General features: G+C 69.2%; 22 protein-coding genes. 13 read left to right on the top strand and 9 right to left on the bottom strand.

Translation table 11 applies throughout. The features are described from left to right. Window positions 1–21 precede the first annotated feature (21 nt). The 4 genes from G398_RS0101085 to G398_RS0101100 all read right to left on the bottom strand — a co-directional run bounded on the left by G398_RS0101085 (window position 22) and on the right by G398_RS0101100 (window position 6,070). Window positions 22–1,296, bottom strand: coding sequence for a glycoside hydrolase family 113 (locus G398_RS0101085; protein ID WP_026852212.1), 1,275 nt, complete (start codon window positions 1,294–1,296; stop codon window positions 22–24). 381 nt (window positions 1,297–1,677) lie between these two features. Further along, the gene (locus G398_RS19040; RefSeq protein ID WP_052571067.1) at window positions 1,678–2,922 is read right to left on the bottom strand and encodes a hemolysin family protein; all 1,245 of its coding nucleotides are present in this window, start codon (window positions 2,920–2,922) and stop codon (window positions 1,678–1,680) included. A gap of 33 nt (window positions 2,923–2,955) precedes the next feature. After that, window positions 2,956–4,422 carry a heparan-alpha-glucosaminide N-acetyltransferase domain-containing protein gene (locus tag G398_RS0101095; protein ID WP_026852213.1) on the bottom strand — a complete coding sequence of 489 codons (1,467 nt, stop codon included), beginning with the start codon at window positions 4,420–4,422 and terminating at the stop codon, window positions 2,956–2,958. Between the two features lie 139 nt (window positions 4,423–4,561). Beyond that, window positions 4,562–6,070 carry an amino acid permease gene (locus G398_RS0101100; RefSeq protein ID WP_043482987.1) on the bottom strand — a complete coding sequence of 503 codons (1,509 nt, stop codon included), beginning with the start codon at window positions 6,068–6,070 and terminating at the stop codon, window positions 4,562–4,564. A 112-nt stretch (window positions 6,071–6,182) separates the two neighbouring features. Between G398_RS0101100 and G398_RS19045 the strand changes: the two genes are divergently transcribed. Continuing rightward, complete coding sequence (locus G398_RS19045) at window positions 6,183–6,887, top strand: ComFC family protein (RefSeq protein ID WP_052571070.1); 705 nt, start codon at window positions 6,183–6,185, stop codon at window positions 6,885–6,887. Between the two features lie 23 nt (window positions 6,888–6,910). On the opposite strand, the gene G398_RS0101110 is transcribed toward G398_RS19045, so the two are convergent. Then, a complete protein-coding gene (locus G398_RS0101110) occupies window positions 6,911–8,017 on the bottom strand; it encodes an NADH:flavin oxidoreductase/NADH oxidase (protein ID WP_026852215.1) in 1,107 nt (368 codons plus the stop codon). Between the two features lie 65 nt (window positions 8,018–8,082). Here G398_RS0101110 and G398_RS0101115 point away from each other — a divergent pair, with 65 nt between their 5' ends. Beyond that, a complete protein-coding gene (locus tag G398_RS0101115) occupies window positions 8,083–8,487 on the top strand; it encodes a helix-hairpin-helix domain-containing protein (protein WP_084511811.1) in 405 nt (134 codons plus the stop codon). Between the two features lie 45 nt (window positions 8,488–8,532). On the opposite strand, the gene G398_RS0101120 is transcribed toward G398_RS0101115, so the two are convergent. Further along, on the bottom strand, window positions 8,533–9,852 hold the full coding sequence (locus G398_RS0101120; protein WP_026852217.1) for a cyclic 2,3-diphosphoglycerate synthase: 1,320 nt from the start codon (window positions 9,850–9,852) through the stop codon (window positions 8,533–8,535). A gap of 154 nt (window positions 9,853–10,006) precedes the next feature. Between G398_RS0101120 and G398_RS0101125 the strand changes: the two genes are divergently transcribed. Continuing rightward, window positions 10,007–12,877, top strand: a complete 2,871-nt coding sequence (locus G398_RS0101125) for a DUF748 domain-containing protein (protein WP_026852218.1) — start codon at window positions 10,007–10,009, stop codon at window positions 12,875–12,877. On the opposite strand, the gene G398_RS15290 is transcribed toward G398_RS0101125, so the two are convergent. Both G398_RS15290 and G398_RS0101135 read right to left on the bottom strand, forming a co-directional pair. After that, a complete protein-coding gene (locus tag G398_RS15290; protein ID WP_052571072.1) occupies window positions 12,864–13,478 on the bottom strand; it encodes a 1-acyl-sn-glycerol-3-phosphate acyltransferase in 615 nt (204 codons plus the stop codon). The genes G398_RS0101125 and G398_RS15290 overlap by 14 nt on opposite strands. 561 nt (window positions 13,479–14,039) lie before the next feature. After that, the gene (locus tag G398_RS0101135; protein ID WP_026852219.1) at window positions 14,040–14,621 is read right to left on the bottom strand and encodes a peroxiredoxin; all 582 of its coding nucleotides are present in this window, start codon (window positions 14,619–14,621) and stop codon (window positions 14,040–14,042) included. A gap of 196 nt (window positions 14,622–14,817) precedes the next feature. Between G398_RS0101135 and G398_RS0101140 the strand changes: the two genes are divergently transcribed. The 8 genes from G398_RS0101140 (at window position 14,818) to G398_RS0101175 (ending at window position 23,973) form a co-directional block, all read left to right on the top strand. After that, window positions 14,818–16,119, top strand: a complete 1,302-nt coding sequence (locus tag G398_RS0101140; protein ID WP_026852220.1) for an arginine deiminase — start codon at window positions 14,818–14,820, stop codon at window positions 16,117–16,119. A gap of 44 nt (window positions 16,120–16,163) precedes the next feature. Next, the gene (locus G398_RS19050; protein ID WP_026852221.1) at window positions 16,164–17,258 is read left to right on the top strand and encodes a glycosyltransferase family 9 protein; all 1,095 of its coding nucleotides are present in this window, start codon (window positions 16,164–16,166) and stop codon (window positions 17,256–17,258) included. A 58-nt stretch (window positions 17,259–17,316) separates the two neighbouring features. Continuing rightward, complete coding sequence (locus G398_RS15300) at window positions 17,317–18,300, top strand: lysophospholipid acyltransferase family protein (protein ID WP_043482990.1); 984 nt, start codon at window positions 17,317–17,319, stop codon at window positions 18,298–18,300. Window positions 18,301–18,351: 51 nt separating this feature from the next. Then, the gene (locus G398_RS0101155) at window positions 18,352–18,822 is read left to right on the top strand and encodes a GreA/GreB family elongation factor (protein WP_026852222.1); all 471 of its coding nucleotides are present in this window, start codon (window positions 18,352–18,354) and stop codon (window positions 18,820–18,822) included. Between the two features lie 19 nt (window positions 18,823–18,841). Further along, on the top strand, window positions 18,842–20,086 hold the full coding sequence (clpX, locus tag G398_RS0101160; RefSeq protein ID WP_026852223.1) for an ATP-dependent Clp protease ATP-binding subunit ClpX: 1,245 nt from the start codon (window positions 18,842–18,844) through the stop codon (window positions 20,084–20,086). Window positions 20,087–20,238: 152 nt separating this feature from the next. Beyond that, window positions 20,239–22,755 (top strand): endopeptidase La, encoded by a 2,517-nt coding sequence (gene lon / locus G398_RS15305; RefSeq protein ID WP_043482993.1) that lies wholly within the window; start codon window positions 20,239–20,241, stop codon window positions 22,753–22,755. Between the two features lie 70 nt (window positions 22,756–22,825). Then, complete coding sequence (locus G398_RS0101170; RefSeq protein WP_026852224.1) at window positions 22,826–23,026, top strand: hypothetical protein; 201 nt, start codon at window positions 22,826–22,828, stop codon at window positions 23,024–23,026. 8 nt (window positions 23,027–23,034) lie between these two features. Further along, entirely contained in the window at window positions 23,035–23,973 is a 939-nt protein-coding gene (locus G398_RS0101175; RefSeq protein ID WP_026852225.1) for a YihY/virulence factor BrkB family protein, read from the top strand. Here G398_RS0101175 and G398_RS0101180 read toward each other — a convergent pair. Further along, entirely contained in the window at window positions 23,970–24,290 is a 321-nt protein-coding gene (locus G398_RS0101180) for a hypothetical protein (protein ID WP_026852226.1), read from the bottom strand. The two genes, G398_RS0101175 and G398_RS0101180, sit on opposite strands and share 4 nt — an antisense overlap. A gap of 201 nt (window positions 24,291–24,491) precedes the next feature. On the opposite strand from G398_RS0101180, the gene G398_RS0101185 reads away from it, so the two are divergent. Further along, complete coding sequence (locus G398_RS0101185) at window positions 24,492–24,737, top strand: ArsR/SmtB family transcription factor (protein WP_211229022.1); 246 nt, start codon at window positions 24,492–24,494, stop codon at window positions 24,735–24,737. 82 nt (window positions 24,738–24,819) lie between these two features. After that, the gene (locus tag G398_RS15310) at window positions 24,820–26,637 is read left to right on the top strand and encodes a DUF885 domain-containing protein (protein ID WP_084511817.1); all 1,818 of its coding nucleotides are present in this window, start codon (window positions 24,820–24,822) and stop codon (window positions 26,635–26,637) included. Window positions 26,638–26,674 lie beyond the last annotated feature (37 nt).

Below are 26,674 nucleotides of genomic sequence, written 5' to 3' on the forward strand. Positions count from 1 at the left end.
GGGTCGCTCCCGAGGATACCGTCAGCGGGCCTCGCCCTTGGGGATTTTCCGTGCCGGGGCGGGTTCCCGGGCGAGGATGGCCCGGGCCTCGGCGGCGTCCCCGGGGTGCCGGGCCTCCCAGTCCAGCACCCAGGGGGGCAGCTCGGCGTCCTCGTAGTCCCGCACCTTGCGGTGCCAGCTCACGAGGGACTGCACCATGGCCTCGTGGAGGTTCTCGGCCTTGGGGGGGATGTGCCCCTCCCAGATGGGCTCCTTGAAGTACTTCCTCAGCGTGGCCTCGACGGGCTTGCCCCACACGGCATAGGTGCGGTCCAGGGGACCGCCGATGGGCTTCTGGTTGAGGTTCTCGCCGTAGAGGTAGTAGAAGACCGCGTCGCCGTCACTCCAGTGGCGCAGGACGCCGAAGGCCCCCTTCAGCAGCAGGTCCTGGAGGGCCAGGTCCACGGGCTTGTCCGTGCGGAAGTCCCAGGGCCCCACATGGGCGTGGGCCACGCTGGGATAGCCCACCTCGGTGATCATCACGGGCTTGGGCCCCTTGGCATCGGCGAACCGGGCCGAGAGCGTACGGGCCTTGTAGACGATCCACCACCAGGCGTCGCGGATCTGATCCGGCGTGGGGTACTCGTCGTACTTGGCGATGGGATCGTAGGTGTTGATGCCGATGACATCGAGGCAGTCGCCGAAGGTGAAGCTGTCGTGGCTGTCGAAGTTCACGCTGTAGACCAGCTTGCCCTTGAAGACCTTGCGGACCTCCGCGGCCAGCGCCCGCCAGCGGTCCGGGAAGGGGTGCGTGGAAGCCATCTCGGTGCCGAGGCTGTACCACTCTACGCCGCCCTCCTGGGCCAGGGCCGCCAGGCGGACGTTGAAGTCCGTGTAGTTCCGCCACCACAGGTCCCAGTCAGAAGGCTCGATGTTGCCCCGCCACCAGTCGGCGTTGTCGGCCTCGTCCCGCAGGTTGATGGTGGGGAAGAACATCATGCGCAGGCCCCGGTCCCGGGCCTGGCGGAAGGTGCGCCGCAGGCTCTCCTCCGTGGGGCTGGAGGTGGGATGGCGGCGGATCTCGGTGCTGTGGCCCGTGTCCATGCGGTAGATGGCCTGGAGGCTCACGCAGGTGGCGCCCGTGGCTGCGATGCGGTCCAGCTCCTCGTGATAGTCGTAGTCCGGCACCCCGGCATACAGCCCCAGCACCATGCCCCGGGGCTGAGGCACCAGGGCCTTCCGCTGCATGCGGCGGACGAGCAGCAGGGTGACCGGCAGGCCGAGGATGGCCAGGACGATGAGGATGCGACGGATCATGCGGTTGCTCCAATCTCCAGCCTAGCGGCGAGGAAGTCATAACAAAACCCGACGGGGCCGCGATGAAGCCAGGCGGGATGCACCGTAAGGAAGGGCCCACAGGGCAACGTGGTTCGTTGTTCAAGGGGCCTGACGCCACGGGGCGCCCGCCTGGTTTCATCCCTCCGGGCGAGGGGTGGCGGGCGTCGCGATGCCGCGTCGCGCTCGTCGCGCGTAGTACCCGCTACGCTTCGACTCGCGTTCCTCGCCTCGCTCGCCCGGCACCCCTCGCGCGGCGCCGTGGGGTTTTGTTATGGCTTCCACGATTGAAGTAAGGAACTGCTTCGCAGTTCCAAGTCTTTCCCCTACTCGCGGGGCGCAGCCCCGCGAGCCCGCCGCGGCCTAGGTCCGCTCGATCCGTACCTGCACGATCCGCGTGCCCTCCATCTTCAGCACCGTGAGGCGGGCGCCTTCGACGTCCACGGATTCCTGGGGACGGGGCACGCGGCCCAGGCGGGCCAGGACGAGGCCGGCCAGCGTGTCGAAGCCGTCCCGCTCCCAGGTGAGCTCCAGGCGCTGGGCCACGTCGTCCACATGGGCCTGGCCTGAGACGACGTAGACGCCCGGGGCCTGCACCACCAGGCCGGCGGGGGCCTCGTGCTCGTCCTGGATCTCGCCGAAGATCTCCTCCAGCAGGTCCTCCATGGAGGCCAGGCCCGAGAGGCCGCCGAACTCGTCCACCACGATGGCCAGCTGGGTGCGGGTCCGCTGCATCTCGCGCAGGAGATCCATCACGGGCTTGCTCTCGGGCACGAAGCGGGCGGGCTTCATGAGGGTGGACAGGGGCGGGCGGTCGCCGTCCGGCAGCTGGATGAGGTCCTTGAGCAGGAGGACGCCGCGGATGTGGTCGATGCTGCCTTCAAAGATGGGCAGGCGCGAGTGGCGGGTGCGCGTGAAGGCCTGCCAGGCTTCCGGGATGGAGGCGTCGAGCGACAGGGCGGCGATGCGGGTGCGGGGGGTCATGACCTCGCGCACGAGGATGTCGCGGAAGGTCACCACGTTCCGGATGAGCTCCCGGTCGCCGGCCTCCAGGATGCCCTCGGCCTCGCCCTCCTCCAGCAGGGCGGTGACGGCCTCCTCCGTGGCCTCCTCGGGCTCGGCCTCCTTGGCCCGCTCCTGGGTGTGGCGGTCGATGAGCCGCGCGATCGGATCCACCAGGGGGGCGAGCAGGGGCCGGACAGGGGCGTAGAGGGGGAAGAGGCGGATGAGCCAGGCGCCGGGATCGCCGGAGGTGAGGAGGGCCGGCAGGGCCAGGTCCAGGAACCAGAGCCCCGCCAGCACCAGGAGGCCCAGGCTCCAGCCGCCGCCCGGCAGGGCCAGGCGGAAGGGCCAGAGCAGGCCCAGGAGGATCAGCAGGAGGCCCTTGTTCCAGAACTCCAGGCCCATGCCCAGGGTCCGGGGCCGCTCCAGCAGGGCCGCCAGCTGTGGATCCCGGACGGTGTCCTCCTCCAGGAGCCGCCGGCGCTGAAGGGAGGGCAGGGCGTGGAAGGCCGAGAGCAGGGCCACGGTCGTGCCCCGGTAGAGGAGCAGCGCCAAGGCGGCGAGGAGGAGCCAGGATGGGGGGGCGCTGCCGCCGGGATCAGCCATGATCGGATTGATTCTACCGGGTTTCGCCCATCTCTAGTGGCTCCCGCCGCCGCGGGCCAGGATCTGGCGGGTCAGCTCCGCCTTCGCCTCGGCGCTGAGGTGCAGCTTCCGGCGCTCGGCCTCGCGGAAATACTCCTCCGGGTCCCGGCAGAGGCCGTCGGGCGTGGGGGGCAGGCCCTTGCGGACCCGGGCGGCGTTCAGGAAGCCGTAGGGCTCCTTGGCCAGCTCGGGGCTCTGGAGGAAGTGGCGGAACGTCCACCAGCCGCCCACCACGAACCAGAGGCCGAGGAGGACCACGGCCCGGTGCTGGAGGCGGCGCATGAGATCCGGCGTCTTCCGCACGGACTGCCACCAGACGCCCACGGCCAGGTTGAGGGCGATGATGGTGGCCGTCATCAGCAGGGTGCCGGTCCAGCCCAGGTCCCCCCAGCCCCAGCCAGTGAGGGCGACGACGGCGGGGGCCAGCAGCACGCTGAAGATCAGGTTGAGGTGCAGCATGTAGAGCAGCAGGGATTCGCGGCTGGCGGCGTCGATGGGGTTGGGGCCCTTCCAGCGGGGGCGGACGAGATCCACGGCGCCCATGAGCGCGCCGCCCAGCAGGATCCAGCCCAGGCGGGCCGCCACGCTGGGCAGGGTGGCGTTGGAGATGGCGCCCAGCTCGGCATAGGTGAAGGCGCCGGACTTGCTGTGCAGCAGCCATGTGCCGTTCTCCTGGACCCAGGTGCCGCCCCAGAGCCAGGCATGCTGGGCGGAGGCGCCCCAGGCCAGCAGGAGGGCGCCGAGGACCGCCAACCCGGCGAGGAAGCGGGCCTCGCTCCAGCGGGCGCTCCCCTCCACCGGCATGACGCGGAAGTGCCGGTACACCCCTCCCAGGAAGGCGCCGAAGGCCGGGAAGGCGAACCAGGGGAAGAGTGGGAACAGGGCCTGGACGCCCCGGTCGGGGTTGCCGTTGAAGAGGCCGCGGAGGGGCAGCCACAGGCCGTCGGCCACGCCCGTGGCCCAGAGGGAGGGCGCGATCAGGGGCACGAAGACGGCCAGGGCCAGCGCCAGGCCGGTGAACACCCGCGGGTTCCGCACCAGACGGGCCAGGCCCTGGAGGATGAGCAGGGAGAAGACGATGCACTGGAGCACGTCGATCTTGAACAGCTCCCGGGCCTTCTGGGCGGTGTTGAGCACCGTCCAGTCCGCGGCGGTGATGCCCGGGGCGTGCAGGGCGTAGGCGCACAGGAGGATGAAGCCCAGGCGCCGGGCCGTGTCCGGCCAGAAGGGGCGCAGGGTGCCGTCCGTGCGGAAGGTGGAGATCACCAGGCTGTAGCCCGCGGCCATGGTGAAGCTGGGCGCCACCAGGCCGTTGAGGTAGTTCAGCCAGTCCGGCCGGAGCCCCGCGTGCAGCCACACATTGACCGCATGCACCTCGATCATCACGATCACCGCCCACCCCCGAAGCTGGTCGATCCAGTCGCAGCGCTTCGAAGGCGTGAAGTCATTCCAGGCGGACATCGGAAACCTCAGGTACGGGAATGGGGCCAAACAGAAATGATCACCACCAAGGCACCAAGACACCAAGGAAAGAAGGAAGCCGTTCTTGGTGTCTTGGTGCCTTGGTGGTGAGTCTTTGCTTCTTGAGCCTCGGAGCGGCTCAGGCGCCCTGTTGGCGCATGACGCTGTGCTTCTTGCCGTAGAGGAAGTAGATGACGAAGCCGAGGGCCAGCCAGGCGATGAGGCGCCACCAGTTGGCCGTGGGCAGGGAGAACATCAGCAGCAGGCAGCTGAGGACGCCCATGACGGGCACGAAGGGCACCCAGGGGCAGCGGAAGGGCCGCTCGGCCTCGGGGTGCTTCTTGCGCATGATGAGCACGGCCGCGCAGACGATGACGAAGGCCAGCAGGGTGCCGATGTTGGCCAGGTGCAGCAGGGCGTCGATGGGCAGGAAGCCCGCCAGCGTGCCCACGAAGACGCCGATGAGGATGGTGGACTTCCAGGGCGTGCGGAACTTCGGGTGCACGTCGCCGAAGGTGGCCTTGGGGAGCAGGCCGTCCCGGGCCATGGCCAGGAACACACGCGGGCCGCTGAGCATCATCACCAACAGCACCGAGGTGATGCCGGCGACGCCCGCGGTGGCGATGATGCCCTCGGCCCAGCCCATGCCCTTCTGCCTGAAGGCGATGGAGACCGGCGCGTTGATGTCGAGCTGGTCGTACTTCACCATGCCCGTCAGCACGGCCACCACGGCGATGTAGAGCACCGTGCAGAGGATCAGCGAGACCACGATGCCGATGGGCACGTCGCGCTGGGGGTTCTTGGCCTCCTCGGTGTGGGTGGAGACGGAGTCGAAGCCGATGTAGGCGAAGAAGATGATGGCCGCGCCCGCCAGGGTCCCCAGCGGGGCTCCCGCAGGATCCGTCTGGCCTGCCACGTGGTGGCCGAAGAAGCTGAGGCCGGTCCAGCCGTAGGGCGCGAAGGGATGCCAGTTGGCCGTGTTGATGAAGAAGACACCCACGCCGATGACGAAGAGCACGGCGGCCACCTTGATGGCTACCATGGCGGCGTTGAAGTTGGCGCTCTCGTGGATGCCCTTCACCAGCACCGCCGTGACGATGGCCACGATGATGAGGGCCGGCAGGTTCATCACGGCGCCCGTGGAGGCGAAGTGGCCCGTGGCCGAGTCGTACTTCCAGGGGCTCTCGCTCAGCAGCTTGGGGATGTGGATGCCGACCTTGCTGATGGCGCTCTGGAAGTAGGCGGACCAGCCCGTGGCCACGGCGGCGCTGGACACGCCGTACTCGAGGATGAGGTCCCAGCCGATGATCCAGGCGAACAGCTCGCCCAGGGTGGCGTAGGCGTAGGTGTAGGCCGACCCCGCCACGGGCACCATGGAGGCGAACTCGGCGTAGCACAGCGCGGCGAAGATGCAGGTGATCCCCGCCACCACGTAGGAGAGCATCAGCGAGGGGCCCGCGATGTTGTGGGCGGCGGCGCCGGTGGCCACGAAGATGCCCGCGCCGATGATGGCGCCCACGCCCAGCGCCGTGAGTTGCACGGGGCCGAGGATGCGGCGGAGGCGGTTCTCGCCCCGGGCTTCCTCGAGCAGGAGGGCCAGGGGTTTGCGGGCGAAGATCTGGGAGGCGGGACGCGGGTCGTTCGACATGAACAAGACTCCATGCAGTCCGGGAACGGGGACCCGGAAGGGGATTCCAGGGGATGGCGGGCCAGGGGCTTCCGGCGATGCTACCACCAGGGACGGCTGGCTATGATTCCCCATGCTTCCGGCCGACCTCCTCCCCCGCCTCCGGGCGATCCGCGGGGACCTGCTGCCCTGCAGGGGCTGCCTGGGCCCCGTGGGCGAGGGGGCCCAGGCCGGGCTCTGCGCCCGCTGCTGGGAGGGCCTGCGGCCGCTCCAGGAGGGTCGCTGCCCCCGCTGCGCGCTGACGCATGCGGAGGAAGCCTGCCCCGAGGCCGTCGCCTGGGAGCGGGGGGATGCCCTCTGGGACTACCACGGCGGCCGGCCGCCCCTGGGGGCCCTGCTGGTGCCGGGCATCAAGCGGGGGGAGACCGGATGGCGGACGGCCCTCCTGGGCCGTCTGGCCCAGGCGCCCCTTCCGGAGTGGGCCCTGGAAGCGGACTGCGTGACCGCCGCCCCCAGCGCCCTCCCGCGCCGCCTGCTGCGGGGCTTCGACCTGGCTGCCGAGGCCGGCCGGGTGGTGGCAGGCCGGATCGAGCGCCCCTTCGCGCCCCTGCTGGCCAAGGACTGGCGCAGCGGCCGCCAGGCCTCCCGCACGGAGAGCGCCCGCCGCCGCCTGCCCCGGACGGCCATCGGTCTCCGCCGGGGCGCCCGGCCCGGGGGGATCGTGCTGCTGGTGGATGATGTCTGGACCACCGGCACCACCCTCCTCCGCTGCGCCCAGGCCCTGAAGGAGGGCGGAGCGGAGGAGGTTCGGGTGCTGGCGCTGTTCAGGGCGTTGTAGCTGTAGCTGTTGGCTATCAGCTGTCAGCGGCTGGTGGGCGGCAGGGGCTGGCGCGTGGGGACCTGGCCCTGGGCGGCGCGCAGGTACGAGGCGGGCCAGGAGATCTCGGCTCCCAGGGCCTGGGCGGCGTGCAGGGGCCAGCGGGGGTCGCGCAGCAGCTCGCGGCCCAGGAGCACCAGGTCCGCCGATCCCTGCGCCAGGATCTGCTCGGCCTGCTCGGCCCCGGTGATGAGGCCCACGGCGCCCGTGGGGAGGCCGGCCTCGGCCCGGATGCGGGCCGCGAAGGGCACCTGGTAGCCGGGGCCCAGGGGGATCTGGGCCCGGGGCACCAGGCCGCCGGAGGAACAGTCCACCAGATCCACGCCCAGGGCCCCGAGCTCCTTGGCCAGCGCCACGGACTCATCGGGGGTCCACCCTCCCTCCATCCAATCCGAGGCGGAGATCCTGACGAGGAGGGGCAGGTCCTCGGGCAGGATGTTGCGCAGGGCGCCCACCACCTCGCGGACCAGGCGCGTGCGGTTCTCGAAGGACCCGCCGTAGGCATCGGCGCGGTGGTTCGACAGGGGCGACAGGAACTGGTGCAGCAGGTACCCGTGGGCGGCGTGGACCTCGATGACGCGGAAGCCCGCGGCCACGGCACGGCGGGCCGCGTCCATGAAGGCCTCGATGACCGCCAGGATTCCGGGCTCATCCAGGGCCGTGGGCACGGTCCAGCCCTCGTCGAAGGGCAGGGCGCTGGGGGCCACGGGCGTCCAGCCGCCCGCGGCAAGGGGGATGCTGCCGCCGCCCTTCCAGGGCGCCGGGTTCGAGGCCTTGCGGCCGGCGTGGGCCAGCTGGATCCCGGGCACGGCGCCCTGGGAGGCGATGAAGTGCGCGATGCGGGCCAGGGCCTTGGCCTGGGCCTCGTTCCAGAGGCCCAGGTCATCCGGGCTGATGCGGCCCTCCGGAACCACCGCCGTGGCCTCCGTAATCACCAGCCCCGCGCCGCCCTGGGCCAGGCCGCCCAGGTGGACCAGGTGCCAGTCGTTGGCCAGCCCGTCCGTGGCCTGGTACTGGCACATGGGCGAGACCGCGATGCGGTTGGGCAGCGTGAGGCCGCGGAGGGGGAGGGGTTGGAAGAGGTGGGTCATGGCGGCACTCGGGTCGGAATGGGGCTCCTGCCCCATTCCGAGTAGGGTAGGGCGCAGGGTGGGTCATGGGCGAGGCAATTCGGATCTGGGTGGATGACCGGGAGAGTCGTTCCTCGGATCTCGGGAGAAGGCTTTCCGAGGTGGAGGGTGTGTCGGTGGTCGTGAAGCGGCTGCGGACGGGGGACTACCTCATCGAAGGCAAGGTGGTCCTGGAGCGGAAGCGGGTGCGGGATTTCCTTGAGAGTCTCAAGGAGGGCCGCCTGTTCGCCCAGGCGAGCATGCACATCCTGACCGGCATCCCGAAGGTCGGTCCCACCCGGGCGCGGCGGATGCTCGAGCATTTCGGTTCCATCGAGGCCATCGTGACAGCGACCCCGGAGGTCCTGGCCGCTGTGGAAGGCATCGGGCGCCGGACGGCCCAGCACATCCACTGGGCCGTCCACGAATCACCCGAGCCGTACCGCGCCTGATCCTTATCCCTACTCGGAACGCGCAGCATTCCGAGCCCGTCCAGGCTACATCCCCAGGACCTTCCGCACCTCGGCCTCCAGCACCCCCTCCCGGATCTCCGCCAGGTCGTAGCGGACGCGGGTCATGGGCTTGGTGACCTTGAGGACGCGGGTGAGGTCGATGGGGGTGCCGCTGAGGACCACGTCGCAGGGGGTGGCCTCGATGGTGGCCTCCAGGTCCTTCACCTGCTGGTCGCCGTAGCCCATGGCGGGCAGGATGCCCTGGGCGTTGGGGTACTTGCGGTAGGTGGCGGCGATGGAGGCCACGGCGTAGGGTGTGGGGTCCACGATCTCGTGGGCGCCCACGGCCTTGGCGGCCACCACGCCGGCGCCGTAGGTCATGGAGCCGTGGGTGAGCGTGGGCCCGTCCTCGATGACGAGGGCGCGCTTGCCCTTCACCCACTCGGGCTTGTCGCAGGTGACGGGGCTGTTCGCGCGGATGATGCGGGCCTTGGGGTTCACCCGGGCGGCGTTGTCCTCGATGGCCTTGATGTCGGCCTCCTTGGCGCTGTCGCACTTGTTGATGAGGATGATGTCGGCCATGCGGAAGTTGGCCTCGCCCGGATGGTAGGCCATCTCGTGACCGGAGCGCAGGGGATCGGCCACGCAGAGGTGCAGGTCGCTCTTGTAGAAGGGCAGGTCGTTGTTGCCGCCGTCCCAGAGGATGACGTCGGCCTCCTGCTCGGCGCTGCGGATGATCTGCTCGTAGTCCACGCCGGCGTAGACGATGAAGCCGTTGTCGATGTGCGGCTCGTACTCCTCGCGCTCCTCGATGGTGCACTCGTGCTTGTCCAGGTCGCTGTAGTCCGCGAAGCGCTGGCAGGCCTGCTTCGCCAGGTCGCCGTAGGGCATGGGGTGGCGGATGGCCACGACCTTCTTGCCGAGCTTCTTCAGGATGTTGCTGATGTAGCGGGTGGTCTGGCTCTTGCCCGCGCCCGTGCGCACGGCCGTGATGCCGATGACGGGCCTGGTGGAGCGGATCATGGTCTTGTCCGCCCCCAGCAGTTCGAAGTCGCAGCCGTTCGCGATGCACAGGCTGGCCAGGTGCATGACCGTGGCGTGGGTGACGTCGGAATACGAGAAGACGGCCACCTCCACCTTCTCGCGGTGGATGAGGTCCACCAGCTCCGATTCGTCGAAGATGGGGATGCCCTCGGGGTAGAGCTTCCCGGCGAGGACGGCCGGGTAGCGGCGGCCCTCGATGCCGGGGATCTGGGTGGCGGTGAAGGCCACCACCTGGTACGCGGGGTTGTCCCGGTACACGGTGTTGAAGTTGTGGAAGTCGCGTCCCGCGGCTCCCAGGATCACCACGCGTCGGATCGGCATGGTCCTATGCCTTTCGGTCCAGCGATGCGCCGACACGCTCGGGGGTGGCAGTCCTGGCGGCACCGCGACCCAGGGAGGATAGCCGTCCTCGCGGGTCCGTGAGAACCGGGAAGTGGCTTGAATCACACCACCGGGTCGGGACTATGCTTCTTCCATGCCCATTCCAGCCTCCCTCTCGGCCTTCCTCCGCCGGTGGCGCAGGACGCTCCTGGCGCTGGCGGCCCTTTACGGGCTCTGGATCCTGGCGGGCTTCTTCCTCGTTCCGGCCCTGGCCAGGCCCCGCCTCGAGCGCGAGGTTTCGGCCGCCCTGAAGCGCCCCGCCACCGTGGCGAAGGTGCGCTTCAACCCCTTCACCTTCGGCGCCACGGTCGAAGGGCTGCGCGTGGCCGAGCGGGGCGGCGGCGACTGGATCACCCTCCGGCGCCTCTACGTGAACCCCGATGTGCTGCGCCTCCTGCGCCGCACCGTGGGCTTCTCCCTCATCGAGGTGGATGGCCTCACGGTCCGCGCGGCCCTGGATCCCGAGGGGCGCCTCAACTTCCAGGACCTCCTGGAAGAGGACAAGACCGCTCCCGCCCAGGAGGCCGCGCCCTCGGCCTGGGTCCTGGACGTCCGCCGCTTCCAGCTGCAGGAGGGTCGGGTGGAGTTCACGGACCGCTCGGCGGGCTCGCCCTTCCACACCGTGCTGGGCCCCATCGCCTTCAGGCTGGAGAGCCTGCGGACGGAGGTGGGCCACCGCAGCGGCGTGGCCCTGGAGGCCTGGACCGAGGCCAAGGAGCATGTGGCCTGGAAGGGCGACCTGGGCTTCCAGCCCTTCGCCTCCAAGGGGACCCTGCTGGTGGAGAACCTCTCGCTGCCCAAGTACCGGCCCTACGAGCAGGAGCAGGTGTCCAGCGAGATCCGCAGCGGCACGGGCGCGGCCCGGGCCCAGTACCGGTTCGAGTGGTCCAAGGCCCGCCACCTGCTGGAGCTGTCAGGTCTGGAGCTGAGCGTGAAGGACCTGAAGGTGGCCGAGCGCGGGGCGGCCGAGCCCGCCATCGAGCTGCCCACCCTCGATCTCAAGGATGGAAAGGCGGACCTGCTGGTGCCGTCGGTGGAGCTGGGTTCCATCACGGCGGAGCAGGGCGTGGTCCGCGTCCAGGCCGCCAAGGACGGGGCCCTGAACCTGGCACGGCTCTTCGCGCCGCCCAGGCCCAAGGAGAAGAAGCCCGACGAGAAGCCCCTCCAGCTCCTGGTCCGGAACCTGGACCTGCGGGGCTTCCGCCTGGGCTGGGAGGACCTGGGCCCGGCCCGCCCCGTGAAGGTGGAGGCCACGGACGTGAACCTGCACTGGAAGGACCTGAGCCTGGATCCCAAGGCCTCCAGCCAGGCCTCCCTGGACCTGAAGCTGGGGACCGGCTCGCTGAAGGTCGAGGGCAGCCTGGCCCCCCTCCGGGCCACGGGCGACCTCCAGCTGAAGGCGGAGGGGCTGGAGCTGGCCCCCTGGGACCCCTACCTGGACACGGCCCTGGACCTGCGCCTCGCCTCGGGCAAGCTGGGGGCCGACGGCCGCATGCGCTTCGCCTTCGAGGGGCGGAGGACCGATGGCGTCACCTACCGGGGCGCCGCCTCGGTACTGGGGCTGGAGGCCCGGGACGCGGCCCTCAACGAGCCCTTCGTGCGCTGGAAGGCCCTGCGCCTGACCGGGGCGGACATCCGCACGGCGCCGATGACCGTGGCCGTCCAGGCCGTGGACTGGACCGAGCCCGAGGGCCGCCTGGTCATGCAGCCCGACGGCAGTACCAACGTGGCCCGGGCCCTGCGCCTGGCGGCCGAGGGCAAGCCCCCGGCCGTCACGGCCGCCGCAGTGCCGGCCACCCCCGCCGCCGCGCCGGACCTGGCCATCGAGAAGCTGGCCATCGCCGGCGGCCGCCTCAGCTTCATCGACCGCTCCGTGCAGCCCAATGCGGCCCTGGTGCTGAGCGATCTCGAAGGCAGCTACCTGGGCCTCTCCGGGCGCCCCGACGCCGTCTCGAAGGTGGACTTCAAGGGCCGGGCCGGCGGCCTGGCGCCCATCACCATCACGGGCCACGCCATGCCCCTTCGCCACGACCTGGACACGGACGTGGCCCTGAAGATCCAGGGCGCGGACCTCACGGACTTCACCCCCTACACGGGCAAGTACCTGGGCTACACCGTGCAGAAGGGCAAGCTGGACGTGGATGCCCGCCTGCGCATCGACCACCGCAACCTGAAGTCCGAGAACGCCGTGAAGATGGACCAGTTCTACCTGGGCGACAAGGTGCAGAGCCCCGACGCCACCCACCTGCCCGTGAAGCTGGGCCTGGCCATCCTGCGGGACCGCAGGGGTGTCATCGCCTTCGACCTGCCCATCGAGGGCAACCTCGACGATCCGGACGTGAAGTACGGAAAGCTCGTGTGGAAGGCCATCTTCAACCTGCTGGGGAAGATCGCCACCTCACCCTTCACGCTGATCGGAAAGCTCTTCGGCGGCAGCGACACGGGCGACCTCAGCAGCCTGGCTTTCGCCCCGGGTGCAAGTTCCCTGGACGCTCCCGCCACGGCCAAGCTCCAGGCCCTGGCCAAGGCCCTGCACGAGCGGCCTGAGCTGCGCCTGGAGGCCGAGGGGGCCGCGGACGAGGGCCAGGACGGGGGGGCCCTGCGCAAGGTGGCTCTGGAGGCCCTGCTGCGCCGCACCCGGGCCCAGGAGCTCAAGACGGAAGAGGCCGCCCTGCCGCCCGCGGAGCGGGAACGGTGGATCAAGGCCGCCTACGAGGCCGCCTTCCCCGCGCCCAAGCCTGCGAAGGGTGAGAAGCCCGCGCCGCCTCCGCCCCCCGCGGAGATGGAGCAGCGCCTGCTGGGCGTCCAGAAGGTGGATCCCGCCGACCTCGCCCAACTGGCGGACGCCCGGGCCAAGGGCGCCCTCGCCTGGCTCCTGGACACCGGTAAGGCCGACCCCGCCCGGATCTTCCAGGTCCGCACCGGCCAAGCCAAGGGCGCCGCCGTGGCGTTTACGCTGAAGTAGCGGTTTCCCGGGGCCTTTCCCGCAGGCCATGCACCCGGTCGAACAGGGCCTGGATGCGGGGAAGGTCCGCCTCCAGGTTTCCGCCGGGCCGGAACACGGGCATCAGGCGGATGACGTGGTCCCGGAAGTCGAAGCCCACGGGCCAGATGGGCACCTTGGAGGCGGTGGCGATCCAGTAGAAGCCGGATCGCCACTGGCTCACGCCCTTGCGGGTGCCTTCGGGGGCCAGGGCCAGCAATCGGGCGGGGACCCCCTCGAAGGCCTTCACGCAGGCGTCCACCACGCCATGGCTCACCTGGCGGTTCACGGGGATGCCGCCCAGCCAGAGGAAGAAGCGCCTGAGCGGCGTCTGGAAGAGGGAGTGCTTGCCCAGCCAGGACACCTTCAGCTCCAGGGCGAAGACGATGGCCACGCCCACCACGAAGTCCCAGTTCGAGGTGTGGGGGGCCACGATGGCGACGAACTTGGGCTCCTCGGGAAAGGCCCCCTCGATGCGCCAGCCGCCCAGGCGCAGGTAGGTCCGTCCGAGGACCCGCCACACCCAGCCCCGGGGCTGGTGGAGGACGGAGGGGAGGGGCGGGAATTCCAGGGACTTGGACAACGGGTTCCTCGGGAGCGGAGCGCGGCGTGGGAAGGATGGGCCCCACAGAGTAACCGGGCCCGGCCATTCCGCCTCGGCGTACACGCCGCGGGCGCCTCACGGCGCCCGCTTCGTCCGTTCTCTGCCGGTCTACTTGGCGGAGGCGTAGGCCTTGAGGCCATCGAAGGTCGGCCTGGCTCGGGCCTCCGGCCCTCGGGGCGAGACTACCCCCCGATCGCACAGCGCATCGCGCTGCGCTCCCGCTCGCGGCGCTCGCGGAGGGGGGCCCGTTGCCCCCGCCATCGGCTGCGCCGATGCGGCCCTATCCTCCCTGCACTTCGTTCCGGTCGGATGGTCATGGCCTGCGGCCATTCCGCCTCGGCGTACGCGCCGGGGGCGCCTGGCGGCGCCCCCTCCGTACGTTCTCCAGCGGTCTACTTCGTGGCAGCGTAGGCCTTCAAAACGACGCCCTATCCTCCCTGCACTTCGTTCCGGTCGGATGGTCATGGCCTGCGGCCATTCCGCCTCGGCGTACGCGCCGCGGGCGCCTTGCGGCGCCCGCTTCGTGCGTTCTCTGCCGGTCTACTTGGCGGAAGCGTAGGCCTTGAGGCCGTCGAAGGTCGGCTTCATGGCCTTTTCGCCCTTGTGCCAGTTGGCGGGGCAGACTTCGCCGTGTTCTTCGGTGAAGTCGATGGCGTCCAGGAGGCGGAGGACCTCCTCCACGCTGCGGCCCAGGTCGTTGTGGTTCACGGTGATGTGCTTGAGGATGCCCTCCTTGTTCACGATGAACAGGCCGCGCAGGGCGATGCCGGCGGGCAGCAGCACGTTGTAGTCCTGGGCGATGGTCTTGTTCAGGTCCGAAACCAGGGGGAAGGTCACACCCTGGATGCCGCCCTCCTTGCGGGGGGTGTTGACCCAGGCGTGATGGCTGAACTTGGAGTCCACGCTCACGCCGATGACCTGGGTATTGCGGGCCTCGAACTCCTTGAGGGCGTCGGCGAAGGCCAGGATCTCGGTGGGGCAGACGAAGGTGAAGTCGAGGGGGTAGAAGAACAGGACGACCTTCTTGCCCTTGTAGTCCGACAGCGAGATCTGCTTGAACTCGCCGTTGACCAGGGCATCGGCCTTGAAATCGGGTGCGGGCTGGGTGACGAACGCGGCCATGAAGCCTCCAGAAGGGGTCTTGCCCCGGGTTTCGTTGGGAATATTCAGGCTAGAGGTACCCACCCCGGGGTTCAAGAAAAAATCTGACTAAATCAGTAAAGTATATCAAACCCGTGGGTCAACTGAGGCACGCAGATGCAGATGGGGCGGGGCTTTCGTGCTACTCTGCGAGGTTCCGGCCCCCCCAAGGAACCCCATGCAGCCCATCCAGCTCTCTGTGTTCTCCGAGACCGCCCGGCTCCGCCAGGTGGTGGTCCACAACCCCGGCCCCGAGGTGGACCTCATGGTCCCCGGGATGATGGAGAAGCTGCTCTTCGACGACATCCTCTACGGCGACCTGGCCCGCCAGGAGCATGCCCAGTTCCGCCAGGTGCTGGCCCGGGTGGCCGACGAGGTGCTGGACATCCAGGACCTCTTCATCGCGGCCCTCCAGGATGAGGGTGTGAAGCTGGCCTTCATCGAGGACCTGCGGCGGCTGGTGGGCCTGCCGGACGACACCTGCAACCTGCTGCGGGACATGGGCGCGGCGGACGTGGCCCGCAGCGTCATCGGCGGCCTGCCCTGGGATGACATGCCGGCCCACACCCACTGGGAGGAGGAGTTCGACTACCGGGTGCGCCCCATCCCCAACCTGCTGTTCATGCGGGACCCGGCCTCGGTCATCGGCGACGGCTACAGCGTGAACTCCATGGCCACCTGGGCCCGGGAGCGGGAGCCGCTGATCCTCAGCTACGTCTTCCGGCACCACCCCCGGCTGCGGCACCACACCGAGCACGACAAGTGGTTCGACCAGGTGACGCCCCTCATCCGGGGCGAGATCAAGGCCCCGGTGAGCATGGAGGGCGGCGACATCCTGGTGCTGAGCCGCAAGGTGCTGGTGGTGGGCTGCTCCGAGCGAACCCAGACCGACGCCATCCAGCTGCTGGCGGAGAACCTCCGCTCCCACCGGGCCGAGGATGACAGCAGCTTCGACCACCTGCTCATGGTGCTCATGCCCAAGAAGCGCAGCGCCATGCACCTGGACACCATCTTCACCCGCACCAGCGAGGACGAGTGCCTGGTCTACCCGCCCTACTTCGTGGAGGGCAGCCGGGAGCTGCTGAACGTCACCAGCATCGACCTGCGCCATCCCGAGCTGCGCATGAGTACCCATCCCAGCCTGCTGAGGGCGCTGAAGGGCGTCGGCATCGACCTGCGGCCCATCTTCTGCGGCGGGGACGACTTCATCCTCCAGCAGCGGGAGCAGTGGACGGATGGGGCCAACGCCTTCTGCCTGGCGCCGGGCGTCATCACCAGCTACGGCCGGAACCTGGCCACCGCCGAGGCCCTGGACCGGGCCGGCTACCGGGTGCTCTCCGCCCGGGATGTCCTGGCGGACCCCGCCCTGGACCTGCTGGATGGCCGGAAGTACCTGGTGCAGATCGAGGCCAGCGAGCTGAGCCGCGCCCGGGGCGGCCCGCGCTGCATGACCATGCCCCTCGCCCGGGAGGGCGCGTGAACACCGGCCCGGGAGGGCGCGTGAACACCGGCCCGGGAGGGCGCGTGAGCGCCGACCGCCATCCCGGCCTGGCCCAGTTCGACCGGGCCCTGGCCGGAGGCGCCGCCCCGGAGGTGTGGATCCGCTTCCCACGCCAGCTGGGCGACGTGGTGATGACGCTGCCCTTCCTGAACACGCTCCAGCGCCACTGGAACGCCGTGGCGGCGGAGCGGGGCGTGCAGCTGCGCTGGATCGCGGTGGGGCACCACATCGGCGCCGCCCTGCTGTCCGAAGCCGACCCCGCCTTCATCGCCGAGGCCCACATCGAGGGTGGCGGCGCCGCCAAGCCCGACCCCTGGGCCCTGGTGCGGGGCTGGCGGAAGCGACCCCCGGCGGCCTTCCTGAACCTCTCCCAGAGCGCCCGCCTGCCCTTCGCCGCCTGGCTGAGCCGGGTGCCCCTGCGGGCGGGCATCGCCGACAACCACCTGCGCCTGCTGTACCACCACAGCATCCGCTACCGGAACCTGCCCCTCCACATCGCCACGCGCATCCAGCCCCTGCTCCAGGCCCTCACGGGGGACGACCGGGCCCTCTGGCTGCCCCTCACGCCGGCCCTCCTGGGCGGGCACCGGGGGCCGGACAAGCTGCGGGCGGAGGGCTGGGACGGCGAGTCCTATGCCACCCTGGCCTTCGGCACCCGGGGCTTCGGCAAGCGCTGGTTCCCCGAGGACCGCACCTGGCCGGAGCTCATGCGCCAGCTCCAGGCCCGGGACCTCCGGCCGGTCCTCCTGGGCGGGCCCGACGAGGTGGCCCTGGGCGAGGCCCTGGCAGGGGCGGTGCCCGGCGCCATCTGCCTGGCGGGAAAGACCACCCTCCCGGAGGCCTGCGCCATCCAGTCCGCGGCCTGGGGCAACGTGGCCATCGACACGGGCTTGGCCCACACGGCCGCCGCCACGGGCCGGCCCACGGTCACCCTCTTCGGGCCCAGTCCCGAGGTCTGGGTGAACCCCATCGGACCCCGGGCCCTGCCCCTGCGGGGGCCGGACGTGGACTGCGAGGCTTCGGCCCCGGCCGGCTTCCCCACCCACGGGTCCAGCGCCCACCGCATCAGCCCGGCAAGGGTGATGGAAATGCTGGAAATGCTGGTGAAGGAATCCTGAACCCGCTTCCTGCTAGACTGGTTCCCTGCGCCTCGTCTTCCGAGGCGCCCCTTTTTTTATGGCCACCTTGACCCCCACCCCCGCCCCGAGCCCCACCCTCCGCCACCGGCTGGAGTACGGCCTGTTCCGCCTGATGGACGGGATCCTGGGCCGGCTGCCCATGGCCACGGTCCAGACCCTGGGCGAGGGGGCCGGCTCCCTCTTCTATCTGGTGGATCCCCGGCACCGCCGGATCGTGCGGGAGAACCTGCGCTTCGCGGACCTGGGCCTCTCCGAGGCCGAGACCCGGGCCCTGTCCCACGCCTGCTTCCGCCACTTCGGGGGCCTCTTCGTGAGCCTCCTGCGCCTGCGCCACGCCACGCCCGAGGAGCTGGACCGCTGGATCAAGGTCGAGGGACTGGAACACTTCGATGCCGTCCAGGCCGCCGGCAAGGGCTTCATCCAGCTCACGGGCCACTACGGGAACTGGGAGGCCGTCGCCCTGGCCCAGAGCCGCTTGGGCCGTACCATAGACGCCATCGGGCGGGAGCTGGACAACCCGCTGCTGGAGCCCATCTCCCTGGGCTTCCGCACCCGGTTCGGCAACCGGGTCATCCTCAAGGACGGCGCCATGCGCGACACGCTGAAGGCCCTGAAGGCGGGGCGGGGCGTGGGCTTCCTCCTCGACCAGGACGCCCTCACCAGCGGCGTGTTCGTCCGGTTCCTGGGCCAGTGGGCCTCCACCTTCTCCACGGCCGGCAGCCTGGCCGCCCGCTACGACCTGCCGGTGCTGCCGGTCTTCAGCTGGCCCAACCCCGACGGCACCACCACCGTGCGCTTCGAGGCCCCCTTCCATGTGCCCGCCACGGGGGACGCGGCCAAGGATGCCTGGGTGGCCACCCAGCTCATGACCGCCCGCATCGAGGCCCAGATCCGCAAGGACCCCCGCTGGTGGTTCTGGATGCACCGCCGCTTCAAGACCCGGCCGGGGGAGGGCCACCCCCTCCCGGCTCCGCTTCCCCCCCAGGAGTGGGTAGAATCGATCCAACCACCCCTTTCCTGACCGGGCCCCTTCGGCCCGCCTTTTTTTGACCCCTCTTTCGAGGACAGCCCCATGCCCAAGCACGTGCTTGTGAAGCTCGAACAGGAACTCAAGGCCGTCAAGCAGGCCCTCCTGGTGGACATTCCCCAGGAGATCGCCCGGGCCGCCGGCCAGGGCGACCTGTCCGAGAACGCCGAATACGAACAGGCCCTGGCCAAGCGGGACATGTTCCAGAACAAGCTGGTGACCCTCGAGAAGCGCATCGCCGAGGTGGCCAGCCTGGACATCAGCCGCCTGCCCAAGACGCGGGCCGCCTACGGGTCCAAAGTCACCATCCTGGACCTGGATTCCGAGGAGGAGTTCACGTTCAAGCTGGTGCTCCCCGAGGAACTCGATGGCCATCCCCAGCATCTCAGCATCAGCTCCCCCATCGGCATGGCGCTGGTGGGCCAGGAGGAGGGCAACGAGGTGCGGGTCCAGATCCCCGCGGGCGTCCGGCGCTTCGAGATCCTGGAACTCAAGACCATTCACGATGTAGCCTAAGCTCCGGCGAGGTCCCGCCATGAACAAGTACAAGCGCGAGCAGAAATGCTCCTTCTGCGGCAAGGAGCCCCACGAGGTGGAGCAGCTCCTCGCGGGACCGGAGGCCTTCATCTGCAACGAGTGCCTGGAGGCGGGCCAGCTCCAGCTGCGCATGAGCCGCCAGGGCAAGCCCCTGGGCAAGCCCGATGCCCGGCTCAGCCGCCCCAAGGAGATCAAGGCCTTCCTGGATGACTACGTCATCGGCCAGGAATCCGCCAAGAAGCGCCTGAGCGTGGCGGTCTACAACCATTACAAGCGCATCGTCACCCCCCGGAAGGCCCTGGGCGGCCCCGAGGTGGAGCTGTCCAAGAGCAACATCCTGCTGCTGGGCCCCACGGGCACGGGCAAGACCCTGCTGGCCCAGACCCTGGCCCGCTTCCTGGACGTGCCCCTGGCCATGGCCGACGCCACCACGCTGACCGAAGCCGGCTACGTGGGCGAGGACGTGGAGAACATCCTCACCAAGCTGCTCCAGGCCGCCAACTACGACGTGGAGCGGGCCCAGCGCGGCATCGTCTTCATCGACGAGATCGACAAGGTGGGCCGCAAGAGCGAGAACCCCAGCATCACCCGCGATGTCAGTGGCGAGGGCGTGCAGCAGGCCCTGCTGAAGCTGGTGGAGGGCACCGTGGCCAATGTCCCCCCGCAGGGAGGACGCAAGCACCCGCACCAGGAGTTCATCCAGCTGGACACCAGCAACATCCTGTTCATCTGCGGCGGCGCCTTCGTGGGCATCGAGGACATCATCAAGCAGCGCATCCGGGCCAAGGCCGTGGGCTTCGGCTCCACGCCCTCGTCGAAGGAGGACAAGGAGAACCTGCTGCGCCTGGTGGAGCCCGAGGACATCATCAAGTTCGGCCTCATCCCCGAGCTGGTGGGCCGCCTGCCCGTGGTGGCGGGCCTCTCGCCCCTGGACCGGGAGGCGCTCGTCGCCATCCTCACCCAGCCCAAGAACGCCATCACCAAGCAGTTCGTGAAGCTGTTCGACATGGACGACGTGGACCTGAGCTTCGAGGAGGGCGCCATCGACGCCATCGCTGAGCAGGCCCTCACCCGCAAGCTGGGCGCCCGCGGGCTCCGCAGCCTGGTGGAGCAGATCCTGCTGGAGCCCATGTACGAGCTCCCCTCGGACAAGCGCACCTCGCGCGAGTCCCTGCGCATCACCCGCCAGAAGGTGGAGGAGGTGCTGGGCCTGCCCTCCCAGCCCATCTCTGCCGCGGGTTGAGCCTAAACAAAGACCACCACGGAGACACGGAGAGCACGGAGCTGTTCACGGAGAAAAAAATGGCCAGGTTTGATCACAGTCCTTCCTCCGTGTCTTTTCTCCGTGTCCTCTGTGCCTCCGTGGTGGATCTTTTCCTTTTCTAGGGCGCTCCGATGGCCGTTCCCAAGACCCTGACCCTGCCGGCCATTCCCATCCGGGACATGGTCCTGTTCCCCGGCGCGCGCGTGCCCTTCGTGGTGGGCCGGGCCCCGTCCGTGAAGACGCTGGAGCTGGCCATCAAGGCCGGCGACCACCTCCTGATGCTCACGCAGAAGGACGCCAAGGTGGAGTCGCCGGGCCAGGAGGACCTCTACGCCATCGGCACCCTGGCCCTGGTGGAGTCCGTCATCGCCCTGCCCAAGGACTACTACAAGGTGGGCGTGAAGGGTGTGGCCCGCGTGAACCTGCGCCGCTACGACGACAGCGGCGAGGTCATCCAGGCCGAGGCCTACCTGCTGGCGGAGCCCAGCCAGCCGCCCGGCGAGTCCCTCCAGCCCTTCCACCAGGCGGTGGAGGCCTTCCTGGGCCGGAACCCCGATGCCTCGCGGCTCCTGAGCATGGACCAGATCCGCGAGCTGCCCCTGGGCAAGGCCATCGACACCGTGGCCGGCCTCGTGCCCGCCGAGGTGAAGCAGAAGCAGGAGATCCTCGACCAGCTGGAGATCCTGCCCCGGCTCGAGGCCATGCTGCGCCTGCTGGAGCTGGACGCGGCGCGGTCGGAAGTGGACCGCACCCTGGACGAGAAGACCCGCCAGCGCCTGGACCAGGACCACAAGCAGTACGTGCTGAACGAGAAGATGCGGGTCATCCAGCAGGAACTGGGCAAGAAGGAGGAGAAGGACGAGTTCGCCCGGCTGAAGGACCAGATCGAGGCGGCCGGCATGAGCGCCGAGGCCAAGGCCAAGGCCCTGGAGGAGCTGGAGCGCCTGGAGGCCATGCCGCCCCAGAGCGCCGAGGCCACCGTGAGCCGCACCTACCTGGACTGGCTGCTGGCCCTGCCCTGGACGGCCATGGCCGACGAGCGCCTGGACCTCATGGGGGCCGAGCGGGTGCTGGACGAGGACCACTCCGGCCTCGACAAGATCAAGGCCCGCATCCTCGAGCACCTGGCCGTCATGGCGCGGCTGCAGGACCAGCACCAGGCCGGGGAGAGGCGCGAGGCCGAGGGGACGGCTTTGCCGGCCCCGAAGGCGGGGGGCCCGGGGGGGGCGCAGAGGCTCGAAGAGCCGGGTGGTCCCACCCGGACAGAATCCACCGCGCCGCTCCGTGGGCCCATCTTGTGTCTGGTCGGCCCTCCGGGCGTCGGCAAGACCTCGCTGGCCCGCAGCATCGCCCGGGCCCTGAACCGCCCCTTCGTGCGGCTGTCGCTCGGCGGCGTGCGCGACGAGGCCGAGATCCGCGGCCACCGGCGCACCTACATCGGCTCCATGCCCGGCCGCATCATCTCGCTGATGAAGAAGGCCAAGGTCCGCAACCCGCTCATGCTGCTGGACGAGATCGACAAGATGGCCTCGGACTTCCGCGGCGATCCCAGCTCCGCCCTGCTGGAGGTGCTGGATCCCGAGCAGAACGCCAGCTTCCAGGACCACTACCTGGACGTGGGCTTCGATCTGAGCCAGGTGCTCTTCCTGGCCACGGCCAACATCCGCCACCAGATCCCCGAGCCCCTGGAGGACCGCCTGGAGGTGCTGGAGCTCTCGGGCTACACCACCAAGGAGAAGCTGGCCATTGCCGAGCAGCACCTGCTGCCCCGGGCCCTGGAGGGCCACGGCATGAAGGATCTGGGCGTGCGCTTCGAGCCCGCGGCCCTGGAGAAGCTGGTGCAGGACTACACCCGCGAGGCCGGCGTCCGCCAGCTGGAGCGCGAGATCGCCAACATCCTCCGCAAGCTGGCCCGGCACACCCTCCAGCCCCACCTGTCGGACTCGGCGGGCGAGACCTTCGATCCCATCATCACCGCGGATCGCGTGCCCAAGCTCCTGGGCCCCGAGAAGTTCCTGGAGACCCGCGCCGAGGATACGGCCCCGCCGGGGCTCGTGAACGGTCTGGCCTGGACGCCCACGGGCGGGGACCTGCTCACCATCGAGGCCGCCGTGCTGCCCGGGAAGGGCATCCTCAAGCTCACGGGCAAGCTGGGCGAGGTCATGCAGGAGAGCGCCAACCTGGCCCTGAGCTACGTCCGCGCCCGCGCCGAGCGCCTGGGCCTGAAGCGGGACTTCCTGGATTCGGTGGATCTCCATGTCCACGTGCCTGAGGGTGCCATCCCCAAGGACGGCCCCAGCGCCGGCATCACCCTGGCCACGGCCCTCATCTCCGTGCTGACGGGCATCCCCGCCCGGGCCGACCTGGCCATGACTGGCGAGCTGACCCTGCGGGGCCGCGTTCTCCCCATCGGCGGCCTCAAGGAGAAGCTGCTGGCCGCCCATCGCCAGGGCCGCAAGGCCGTGCTCATCCCCAGCGAGAACGCGCGCCACCTGGAGGAGATCCCCGCCGAGGTCCGCGAGCAGCTGAGCATCCATCTCGTGAGCCACATGGACGAGGTCATCCAGCTGGCCCTCACCCGGGCGCCCCAGCCCCTGGGCGCCGAGCCCTCCGGGCCCGGCCGGGAGAACCCGGCGACGGCGCAATAGGGCTCTCAGCTATCAGCTATCAGTCACTGAGAGCCGACAGCTGACAGCCGATAGCTGATAGCCTGACTCCATGCGCTTTCTCTCCAGCCACGTCATCCACTTCGTCGTGATGGGCCTCGGCATCTCCCTGGTGCTGGGACTCCTGCATCCGACGACGCGGCCGGAGCGGACGCGGGCTTCCATCCTCAAGCACGCGGCGGGGCTCATCGGCATCGGACTGGTGCTGGCCTGGCTGATGTACTTGCTGCCCCGACACCCCGTCCGCTTCTAGGAGCCGCCGTGGTCGAGAAGGTCCTGGGCCACTGGGCGAACCTCGTCGCGACCCTGGAGCGGATCTGGCGCGAGGTCGCCCGGGCGGTGCCCCCCCTGGGCCGGGCTGGGGCCTTCACGGTGGAGGTGCTGGGCAAGTACCACAAGGACGACTGCCTGAGCTACGCCGCGGGGCTCAGCTTCTGGCTGATCGTCAGCCTGGTGCCCCTGTCCACCCTCCTCTTCAAGCTGCTGGGCGCCATCCTGGGCAGCCGGGCCTACAGCCCCGGAACCCTGCGCACCCTCCAGGAGATCGTGCCCTACCTGCCCAGCGACTTCGTCCGGGATGCCGTGGTGAACAGCCAGAAGATCGGCGGCATGGGCCTCTCCTGGGTGGTGCTGCTCTTCGGCAGCTACTGGGGCATCAGCCAGCTGGACACGAGCCTGGCCCACGTCTTCGGCTTGCGCATCAAGAAGCACCGCCAGACCCGCAAGAACCACCTGCTTCGCCAGGTGACGTTCCTGGTGGTGGGCCTGCTCACCCTGGTGATCTTCCTCGCGCTGCTGGTGGGCGGCGCCCTGCGGCGTTTCATGCCCTTCCGGCAGACGGACTTCCTGCCCTACCTGGCGCCCCTGCTGGGCCTGGTGGTGGTGACCGCTGTGCTGCAGCACCTTCCCCGGCTGCACGTGAAGTTCCGCCACGCCTTCCTGGGCGCGGCCGTGTCCGCGTCCCTCTGGTGGCTGGCCAAGTGGGGCTTCGGCGTCTACCTGCGCCACACCATGACCTGGGGCATCATGTACGGCTCGCTCCTGAGCATCGTGGCCGGCCTGACCTTCCTCTACTACAGCTGCGCCATCCTGTTGCTGGGCGCCGAGATCACCGCCGCCTTCTACCGCCACGAGACCGGCGCCACGCCCGTGCCGCCCTGGCTGCGGCCCGGGGCCGGACAGCCTGGGCAGCCCCGCTAGGGGACGCTTGGCCCGGCCTGGCCCACCACCTCCCAGTGGGCCACCGCGGGCTCGAACTCCAGCAGGAAGTCCCGGTCCTCGGGATAGTACTTGGCCGTCTCCACGGGTTCGCCGGCGAAGCGCCGGATGGCCTCGAAGTCCTCCCAGAAGGTGAGGGTGGTGAAGTGGGCGACGCCGCCCTCCTCGCGCTCCAGAATGAAGACGGCGCGGTTCCCGGGCGTGCCGCGGTAGTCGGGGATGGCCCGGGCGTTGAGGAAGGCCCGGTAGGCCTCCTTCCTGGAGAGGGGGACGCGGCCGTGCCACAGGCGGGCGATCATGGGGGCTCCTGGGGTTCTCCGATGTAAAGGTCCGGCCGGCCCGGCCGTCAACCCCCGGGTGCGCTCTGGAAGGGGTGGGGTGCCTCTTGACGGAGCACTTTTATATCGTAATATTGCGATATGAACCGAACCCGAGGGTCCATCCCGCCGCGCTGCTGCAACCTTGCCATCGGGGAGAAGGATGAGACCCGTTTCATCCGGATGATGAAGGCTGCCGGGAATCCGCTGCGTTTCCAGATCCTGAAGTTCCTGGTGACCCATCCTGGCTGCATCACGGGCGAGATCGTGGACCATCTGCCCATCGCCCAGGCCACGGTCTCCCAGCATCTGAAGGTCCTCCGGGAGGCCGGCTGGATCAAGGGTGAAGTGGATGGCCCGGCGGTGTGCTACGAACTCTCTACGGAGAACACGACCTGGTTCCGGACTCTGGTGGAGCGGGTGTTCTAGCCGTTCCTTTTTTTGGAATTTTTAATCGTATTTTTACGATAACAACAAAAAGCCTCATGAATCCCATCCGGAAGGAACCACCATGCATCCAAAATCTCTGTTTCTTGCCGCCCTCGCCCTTTCTGGCATCGCCTCCCAGGCTCAGGAGGCGGGTCTTTTCACCCGGGAGCGGCGTCCGCCCGCGGCCCCGGCGGCTGCCACGACGGATCTAGAGGGCCGCAGGAAGGCCCTGGACACGCTGCTCCGGGAGCACTGGGAACACCATCTGCGCACGCATCCGGAATTCGCGTCGATCATCGGGGACAAGCGATACAACGACAGGCTTACGGACTTCTCGCAGGCGGCCATCGACCGGGACCTCGCTCAGGCCGCGGATTTCCTCAAGCGATTCGAGGCCATCGATACCACGGGCTTTCCCGAGCAGGAGCGGCTGAACCAGGAGCTGATGGTGCGCCAGCTGCGCCTCGAGCTGGAAGGCGCACGGTTCAAGGACTGGGAAATGCCCGTGTTCCAGAACACGGGCATCCACCTTGATGCGCCCCAGCTGGTGTCGCAGCTTTCCTTCGAGACCGTGAAGGACTACGAGGACTACCTGGCCCGTCTCCACCAGCTGCCCCGCGCTTTCGATCAAACGGTGGCCCTGATGCGGAACGGGATGCGGGATGGCCTCATGCCGCCGGCCTTCCTCCTGCCCAAGATCGCCCAGCAGTGCGAGAACCTCATGGCCGTCAAACGGGAGGACTCACCCTTCCTTCAGCCGCTGGCCAAGCTTCCGGCCTCCTTCTCCGGTGCGGACAAGGCCCGGCTCAGGGAAAGCATCCTTCGCGCCGTGTCGGAGGAAGTCCTGCCCGCCTACCAGGCGTTTGCGGACTTCATCCGCAAAGAGTACGCAGACAAGGGGCGCGCCCATGAGGGGCTCTGGTCACTGCCGCTGGGCCAGGAACGCTATGCCCACCAGGTGAAGGTGTCCACCACGACTGGCCTGAGTCCGGATCAGATCCATGAGATCGGGTTGCGCGAAGTGCGTCGCATCGAAGGCCAGTTGCTCGATACGGCCAGGAAACTCGGGTTCCAGGACCTCAAGAGCTTCCACGCCTCGCTCCAGAACAACCCCACGGTTCGCCCGAAGTCCCGCCAGGAGATCGTGGACCTGTACGCCAGATACACGACCCAGATGAATGCGAAGCTGCCCCAATATTTCGGACCGCTGCCGAAGGCCGGCGTGGTGGTGATGCCTGTGCCGATGTTCCGGGAAAAGGAAGCGCCCGCCGCGGCCTACGATCAGGGCACGCCGGATGGCTCCCGCCCCGGCCACATCATGGTGAATACCGGCGATTTCGCCAACCGGCGCACCATGAGCATCGAGACCTCGGCGCTGCATGAAGGCGTTCCCGGGCACCACCTGCAGTTCGCCATCGCCCAGGAGCTTCCCGGGTTGCCGCCGTTCCGCCAGCAGGGCGACTACACCGCCTACATCGAGGGCTGGGCGCTGTACGCCGAGCAGCTGGGCGAGGAGGCGGGCTTCTACAAGGACCCCTACAGCTATTACGGCCACCTTCAGGATGAGATGCTCCGGGCCATCCGCCTGGTCGTGGACACCGGCCTCCACCACAAGAGATGGACACGCCAGCAGGCGGTGGATTTCTTCCATGCACATTCGGGCATCGAGGAGGTGGTCGTCCAGAGCGAGACGGACCGCTACATCTCGTGGGCCGGCCAGGCCCTGGGCTACAAGGTGGGCCAGCTCAAGATCCTCGAGCTGCGGGACTACGCCAAGCGCCAGCTTGGGGAGGCATTTGATATCCGCCAGTTCCACGACCAGCTGCTCGGCGCCGGGGCCTTGCCCCTGGATGTGCTTGATCGGCGCGTGAAGGATTGGGCGGCGGGCATGAAACGATGAGGCGCGTACCTAACCAGCAGTGCCCGCTCCCCCGTAA

The sequence above is a fragment of the Geothrix fermentans DSM 14018 genome, from assembly GCF_000428885.1.
GTDB classification, from domain to species: Bacteria; Acidobacteriota; Holophagae; order Holophagales; family Holophagaceae; genus Geothrix; species Geothrix fermentans.